Here is a 7,244-nt window from a genome sequence, read left to right as displayed (position 1 = left end):
GCGCGCCCGGAACGATTCGAACGTCCGACCCTCAGATTCGTAGTCTGATGCTCTATCCAGCTGAGCTACGGGCGCGCTGTGGAGGTGGGCTCTTAGAAGCGCTGCGAAAGCATGGCAACCCCCTTGCTGGGGTTATCCACATTTTTTCGGCGGCGGAGCGATAAGCGCCTTCACGGCATTTTGCCCGCGCCCCGTTCCGCGTCTAGGATGATCGCGATGATCCAGTTTCGCTTATGCCCGCCCCGCCCCGCCGCCTTGCTCGCGACCACTGTCATGCTCGCCACCGTGCCGCTGGGCGGATGCGCGCGGGACCGGGATACGACGCCCTATCCTTCGCTTGGCGTGCGACCGGTCGAGAAACAGGGCTTTGCCGAACCCACCGCCAAGCCGGTCGTGCTGCGTCCCGATCCCGCCCTCGACGCGAAGATCGCCGAGATCGGCGGACGGCTGGAAGCGGTCGCGGCGGAATTCGACAAGGCACATGACCGGGCACGGACAAGTGCGACCAAGGCACGCGGACAGGCCGTCGGCAGCGATGCGTGGCTGAACGCGCAGACCGAACTGGCGACGCTGGACGAAATCCGGGCACGCAGTTCAGCCGTCCTGACTGAGATAGACGATCTCGCGATCCAGCGCGCCGCCGCGCTGGAACCCGAATACCCGTCGCTGGTCGCCCTGCGAACGCGCGCGGCGGCGCTGAACACCCGCCAGAGTGAACAGATCAAAACGCTGTCCGCCAGCCTGCCCGCCGGCTGACGCGCTCAGAACCGGCGGATGAAGGGCAGGATGCTGGAATAATCGTCGGTCCAGGCGGCGAGCCCCGGCGGCGCGACCGCCGGGTTCCAGTCGCCGCCCTGCGCCTCCAGCGCCTTCAGCACCCTGCCATCGCGCGACAGAGCCAGCCAGACCGAGGCCGTCGCCGAATATTCGCGGTCCAGATCGGTCGGGACATAGTTGAGCCGGGCGATCGCCCAGCCCTCGTCCCGCGCCGCCGCCGCGACCAGCGGCTCCAGATCGACGAAGCGGTTGGAGATATGGACCAGCAGCAGCCCACGCGACGAAAGAACCCGCGCATAGGTTGCAAAGGCCTCGCGGGTCAGGAGATGCGCGGGCACGGCGTCGGAGGAAAAGGCGTCGAGCGCGAGCAAATCCAGGCTTGCCGGAGCCTCGGCGGCGAGCCGGATACGCGCGTCGCCGATGCGGATGACCGGATCGGGCTGGCATCGGCGCAGATAGCTGAACTGCCCGGTATCGCGCGCGATCCGGACGATGACGGGGTCGATCTCGTAGAAGCGCCAGCTTTGCCCGGAGCGGGCATAACAGGCGAGCGTGCCCGTCCCGAGCCCGACCACACCGATCCGCGCCGCCGGGCCATAGAGCATCGGCGCCGCGCGCATTGCCCGCCCGACGCCCGAATAGGGGGCGTAATAGGTGGTCGGCATACGCTCCCGCGCCTCTGTGCCGCGAAGCTGGATGCCGTGCACCGTCGATCCATGGTCGAGCTCGCGATACCCGGCCCCCTCCCGCACCGTATAGACGCCGAAATAGCTGCGCATCCGGGCGTCGCGCTCCATCGACAGGGAGAGCGCGCGATAGCCGCCGAACAGGACCAGCGCGGCCGCCAACAGCAGGACGAACCCGCGCCGTGCGCCGATGGTCAGGAAGCCCAGCGCCGCGATGACCAGAAAGGCCGTGCCCTGCCGCTCCTCGCCGAACCATGCGGCGGGCCCCATCACTCGCAGGTCCAGCAGCAGAGCAAGGGCGACCGCCAGCGCGATCAGCATCGTACGCGGGTGGCGACGCCACAGGTCGCGGATCGCGGGCAACAGGAATTGCTGCGGAATGAGCGCGCCCGCCGCCAGGATCAGCAGCGGATATTCATAGGTCCAGTCGAACAGCACCGGCGCCAATATCCCGGCGAACACGCCGCCCAGCGCGCCACCGACCGCCATCGACAGATAGAATCCGGTCAGCCGGTCGACCGCCGGTCGCGCCCGGTACAGCGCGGTATGCAGCGCAACCGATACCATGAACAGCAGCAGCAGCGCGACGACGACATTGGAATAGGGCCGCTCCGAATAGCCGCCCATGATGACCCCGCCGAACAGCAGCAGGGTCACCGGCGCGATCCGGGTCAGCGTGTCGGCCGCCCCGCGCCTGGCGGCAAAGGCGATGATGAAGCTCGCCAGATAAAGCCCCAGCGGCAACACCCAGAGCAGGGGCATCGCGACGATATCGGTCGTGATATAGGTGGACGTCGCCAGCACCAGTCCCGACGGCACAGCCGACAGCGCGATCCACAACCCGATACGCCGCCATCCCGGCGACCGGGACGTCGGCGCCACCGCCTCGCCCTTGTCGGTTGAGGGCAGTTGCGCGGCGCAGGCGAGGACCAGCAGCGCGAGCAGGCCATAACCCGCGCTCCACAAACGGCTCTGACCGTGCAGCGTCATCGCGGGCTCGACCAGCAGCGGATAGGCGATCAGTCCGGCGAAACTGCCGAGATTGGATGCCGCATAAAGTGCATAGGGATTGCGCCCCGGCTGCGACGCGGCGAACCAGCGCTGGATCAACGGGGCCTGGGCGGACACGGCGAAGAACAGCGGCCCGATCGACAGGCCGAGCAACCAGGGCACCCACAGCACGGGCTCGGCATCGGCGGGCAGCTCGACCGCCATCAGCCCGATCGGCAACCACAAAGCCGCGACCGCCAGTACCCCGACATGCACCGCCGCCTGCACACGCGGTCGCCACCGCCCCAGCGCATGGGCATAGGCATAGCCGCCCAGCAGCAGCGCCTGATAGACGAACATCGCCGAATTCCAGACGGCGGGCGCCCCGCCCAGCCGGGGCAGCGCCATGCGCGCGACCAGCGGCTGGACCAGGAACAGCAGGAACGATCCCGTCAGGATCGTCGCCACGAACAGCGCGCGCGCCGCCAGGTTTCGGGGTCGGCCGAGCACTAGAGGGAGGATCAGGCGGTCAGCAGTCGCGCCGCATGGGCGGCATGATAGGTCAGGACACCCGCGCATCCGGCGCGCTTGAACGCCATCAGCGTCTCCAGCACCATCGCGTCACGATCCGCCGCGCCCGCCGCCACCGCGGTCTCGATCATCGCATATTCGCCCGACACCTGATAGGCGAAGGTCGGCACGCGGAACTCCTCCTTCACCCGGCGGATGATGTCGAGGTAAGGCAGGCCCGGCTTCACCATCACGCTGTCCGCCCCCTCGGCCAGGTCGAGCGCGACTTCGCGCAGCGCCTCCTCGGCATTGGCGTGATCCATCTGATAGGTGCGCTTGTCACCCTTCAACAGGCCGCGCGTGTTCACCGCATCGCGAAACGGTCCGTAAAAGGCGCTCGCATATTTGGCGGCATAGGCCATGATCTGGACATTGTGGAAACCCTCGGTCTCCAGCGCGGCACGGATCATGCCGACCCGGCCGTCCATCATGTCGGACGGGGCGATCACGTCGGAGCCGGCCCGCGCCTGGGTCAGCGCCTGCTGGACGAGCGCATCCGCCGTCCGGTCGTTCACGACGTAACCGGCCGCATCGACCAGCCCGTCATGCCCATGGGTGGTATAGGGGTCGAGCGCGACATCGGTCAGCACCCCGATTTCGGGCACCGCATCCTTGATCGCCGCGATCGCCCGGCACATCAAATTATCGGGGTTCAGCGCCTCGTGCCCGTCATCGGTGCGCAGGTGCGAGGGGGTGTTGGGAAACAGCGCCAGGCAGGGTATGCCCAGATCCGCCGCTTCCCGCGCCCGCGCGACGATGCCGTCCAGCGACCAGCGCGATACACCGGGCAGGCTGGCGATCGGTTCCTCCACCCCCTGCCCCTCGGTCACGAACAGCGGCCAGATCAGATCGGCCGGAGTCAGCACCGTTTCGGCATGTAGCCTGCGGCTCCACTGCGAAGCGCGGGTACGACGAAGGCGAAGCGCGGGATAAGATGCAGTCATCCCGACAGCATTTGGGGGATCATACCCGACTTGCCAAGCGTTGGATGAAAGCGTTCCGGGTGCGAAAGGAAGCCAGGTTGAGAGAGATACGATCGGCGGCGATGGTGGTGAACGCCAAGTCGCGGCGCGGACAGGCGCTGTTCCGTCGCGCCTGCAGTGCGCTGGCGGGCCTTCCCTACAAGGTCGACGCGCGCGCGGTGGAGGACCCGAAGGACCTGGAGCCGACGGTCCGCGAACTGCTGGCCGCCAAGCCCGACCTGCTGATCCTGGGCGGAGGCGACGGCACGATTTCCGGGCTCGTCGACCTGATGGTCGGGCATGACGTGATGCTGGGCGTGCTGCCGCTCGGCACCGCCAACAGCTTCGCGCGCTCGCTCGGCATCCCGCTGGACATCGAGGGAGCGGTGGAGGTCATCCGGACCGGCCGCCCGCGCCGCATCGACCTGGGCATGATCGACCAGGATTATTACGCCAACTGCGCCGCGATGGGCATCAGCCCGAAGATCGCCGAGACGGTGCCGCACACCCTGAAGCGCGTCGCGGGTCGGCTCGGCTATCTGGGCTGGGCGGCGTATCAGTTCCTGCGCTTCCGTCCCTTCACCCTGATCGTCGAGCAGGATGGGCAGCGCGAGCGGCTGCGCGTCGTGGAGGTCCGCATCTCCAACGGGCCCTATCATGGCGGCACCGAGTTGGTGGAATCGGCCGCCGTCGATTCCGGCGAGATCGTCGTGCAGGCGGTCTGCGGCCATGTGAAGCGCCGCCTGATCGTCAACTGGGCGGCGAGCATCCTGCGCAGCGACTATCGCAAGGAAAAGGTCCGCGAATTCCGGGGGCGCGAGATCAAGTTGAACACCATCCCGCCGCTGCCCATCTCGATCGACGGCGAAGTCCTGGCCCACACGCCTGTCACCGCCAGGATCGCCCCGGGTATCATCGAGGTCATGGCGCCGGCCGCGTAACCCGTTCCTCCGCATCACCGCCCAGGATCAGCCGACGGGCATCGCCTTGTTCGTCGGCTGCCCCTCGGCCAGCGCCTGTCCCTCGCACGCCTCCCGCTCCGCCGGAGCGGTCATGCGCACCTTGCGCCAGCCACCATAGCGATAATAGCCGATCGTCATCACCATCGACGCCAGCGAGCCCGCCGGAAAGCTCCACCAGATCGCGTCTGATCCCAGCATCGGCTCAAACAGATTGGCCAGGCCGAAGCGGACGGGGAACATCGAGATCGCCAGGATCACGAGTGGCCCAACCACCGCCCCGTTCGCCCGCACCGTGGCGGCCAGCACCATCGACACCCCGAACAGGATGAAGCTCCATCCGCCGATCAGGTTGATGCGGGTGGCGATCCCGATCGCGTCCGTCTCGCTCCCCAGGAACAGCCAGAGGACGTGGCGATCGAGCAGCGTGACCACCAGCACCAGCACGCCGGTCAGCAGAAGGTTCATGCGCAACCCGGCCTGGGTGATCTTGCCGACCCGGTCCCACTGCCCTGCGCCGATATTCTGCGCCGCCATCGCGCTGACCGCCGCGCCGACCGCCATGGCGGGCATCTGGATATAGGTCCAGAGCTGGTTCGCCGCGCCATAAGCCGCCGTGGTCGCCGTGCCGTGGCGGTTGACCAGCCCCATCATCGCCAGCGCCGAGGTGGAGACGACCAGCATCTGCAGCCCCATCGGAAAGCCCTTGACCACGATGGTCTTGAGTAGCGTCCGCGTCGGGATCAGATAGCGCCACTCCGCCCCCCGCAGCCGGACGACCAGATCCTTGGCATAGCAATAGGTGACGAGCGCCAGCAGCGAGCCCATATTGGCGATAAGCGTCGCGATCGCCGATCCCTCGATCCCCAGCGCGGGCGCAGGCCCCAGCCCCAGGATGAAGACGGGGTTCAGCACCACGTCCAAGACCGAGCCCAGCGCCATGAACTTCAGCGGCGTGACCGAGTCACCGACCCCGCGCAACGCCATGGTCAGAAGAACCGAAATAAAGCCCGGCGGCATCGCGACGAAGATGACCCGTAAGTAAGCCAGCGCCAGCGGGTAGACCTCAGCCGGGGTCGCCAGCGCGCGAAGAATGGTGGGGGCGGCCAGCCAGCCGACGACCACGGTCGCGGTCGAGATCACCGCAAACAGCCCCAGCGCCGAGCCGAGGACACGGCGCACCGCATCCACGTCGCGCCGCCCCATATTCTGGCCGATCAGGATCGTCGCCGCCATGCCGAAGCCGAAGGTTGCCGCGACCAGCAGGAACATGATGATATTGGCGTTGGTCGTCGCGGCCAGCGCGCGCTCGCCCAGAAACTGGCCGATCCAGATCGCGTTGATCGAACCGTTCAGCGACTGCAGCACGCTGGACCCCAGAGTAGGCAACGCGAACAGCAACAGCGTCTTGCCGATCGGCCCCGCAGTCAGGTCACGACGTCCGGCGTCGGGCTTCACGGCTTCTTGTCTCCGGCCATCAGTTCCTTCTCGATCGAACGCGCCATATCGGCATATTGCGCCGAGGTCCGTCGCGTGGCCCGCCCCGAATACAGCCCGGTCAGATAGCCCCAGTCATAGGCCGTCAGCTGCGCCGGAACCTCGCCGCCGTGAAACAGGGACAGGATCGTGGAGGCGCGATCGCCTTCCAATATGCTGGGGCGTGGGTCGACGACGGCCAGTGTGCGCATCGTCGCATAATCCGCAATCTGGTCGATGCTATGCCCCAGAACGGCCGAACGGTCGATCAGGATGACCGCCGCCACGATCAGAGACTGGATGGGCGCGTCGATACGGCTCGCGCTCGGGATACGCAGGGTCGGGAAGCCGCCATCACCCTGCACGACCTTGTCGCCATCCCGGCTGGCGATCGCGGTCAGATGCCAGGCATGGACCGGGCCGTGATCGCGCCGCAGCGCCCCGACGACGGACGCAGGCAGGTCGCCGAAGATACCGGGCCGATGGTTGACCAGCCAATCGACCTGCGCCGCGCCGTTATCGACGAACAGGATCAGAATATTGGGATGGCATTTGTTCCCCGCCAGAGGGATCTTCAGCCGTTCGGCATTGGCCAGTACGCGGTCGGCCAGCGGCTTTCCCAGCGATGCCGCCAGCCCCGCCGTGGCGACACATAAAGGTTCGCTCACGCGGGCCATGGGATCGTCCGATCCACTTCTGACCGAAAGATCACGCACCCATTTGTCGACGGCCTTTCGCGTGGGCAGCGGCCGGGCGGTCACGACAACGGGATCGCCCGTGGTCTGCGCGGCGGCCGATACCGCCGGCAAGGCCCCTGCCAAGAA

6 protein-coding genes and 1 tRNA gene are annotated in these 7,244 nt (G+C 67.2%); 2 read left to right on the top strand and 5 right to left on the bottom strand.

Annotation, left to right across the window (positions count from 1 at the left end; all coding sequences use genetic code 11):
• Nucleotide 1: 1 nt before the first annotated feature.
• A tRNA-Arg gene (locus QZ546_RS10605) sits at nucleotides 2–75 on the bottom strand.
• Nucleotides 76–216: 141 nt separating this feature from the next.
• Between QZ546_RS10605 and QZ546_RS10600 the strand changes: the two genes are divergently transcribed.
• A complete protein-coding gene (locus QZ546_RS10600) occupies nucleotides 217–756 on the top strand; it encodes a hypothetical protein (protein ID WP_294236936.1) in 540 nt (179 codons plus the stop codon).
• A 5-nt stretch (nucleotides 757–761) separates the two neighbouring features.
• Here the strand turns inward: QZ546_RS10600 and QZ546_RS10595 are convergent, their stop codons facing one another.
• Nucleotides 762–2,963, bottom strand: coding sequence for a fused MFS/spermidine synthase (locus QZ546_RS10595; RefSeq protein WP_294236935.1), 2,202 nt, complete (start codon nucleotides 2,961–2,963; stop codon nucleotides 762–764).
• An 11-nt stretch (nucleotides 2,964–2,974) separates the two neighbouring features.
• On the bottom strand, nucleotides 2,975–3,967 hold the full coding sequence (hemB, locus tag QZ546_RS10590) for a porphobilinogen synthase (RefSeq protein WP_294236933.1): 993 nt from the start codon (nucleotides 3,965–3,967) through the stop codon (nucleotides 2,975–2,977).
• A 101-nt stretch (nucleotides 3,968–4,068) separates the two neighbouring features.
• On the opposite strand from hemB, the gene QZ546_RS10585 reads away from it, so the two are divergent.
• Nucleotides 4,069–4,926 carry a diacylglycerol kinase family protein gene (locus QZ546_RS10585; RefSeq protein ID WP_294236958.1) on the top strand — a complete coding sequence of 286 codons (858 nt, stop codon included), beginning with the start codon at nucleotides 4,069–4,071 and terminating at the stop codon, nucleotides 4,924–4,926.
• A gap of 27 nt (nucleotides 4,927–4,953) precedes the next feature.
• On the opposite strand, the gene QZ546_RS10580 is transcribed toward QZ546_RS10585, so the two are convergent.
• Nucleotides 4,954–6,402: an MATE family efflux transporter gene (locus QZ546_RS10580; RefSeq protein WP_294236931.1), complete on the bottom strand. Its 1,449-nt coding sequence runs from the start codon at nucleotides 6,400–6,402 to the stop codon at nucleotides 4,954–4,956.
• Nucleotides 6,399–7,229: a hypothetical protein gene (locus tag QZ546_RS10575; RefSeq protein ID WP_294236928.1), complete on the bottom strand. Its 831-nt coding sequence runs from the start codon at nucleotides 7,227–7,229 to the stop codon at nucleotides 6,399–6,401. Before QZ546_RS10575 ends, QZ546_RS10580 begins: the two co-directional genes overlap by 4 nt.
• Nucleotides 7,230–7,244 lie beyond the last annotated feature (15 nt).

This window comes from uncultured Sphingomonas sp., from assembly GCF_913062585.1.
Classification (GTDB): Bacteria; Pseudomonadota; Alphaproteobacteria; order Sphingomonadales; family Sphingomonadaceae; genus Sphingomonas.
This window is presented reverse-complemented; position numbering and strand designations above follow the sequence as displayed.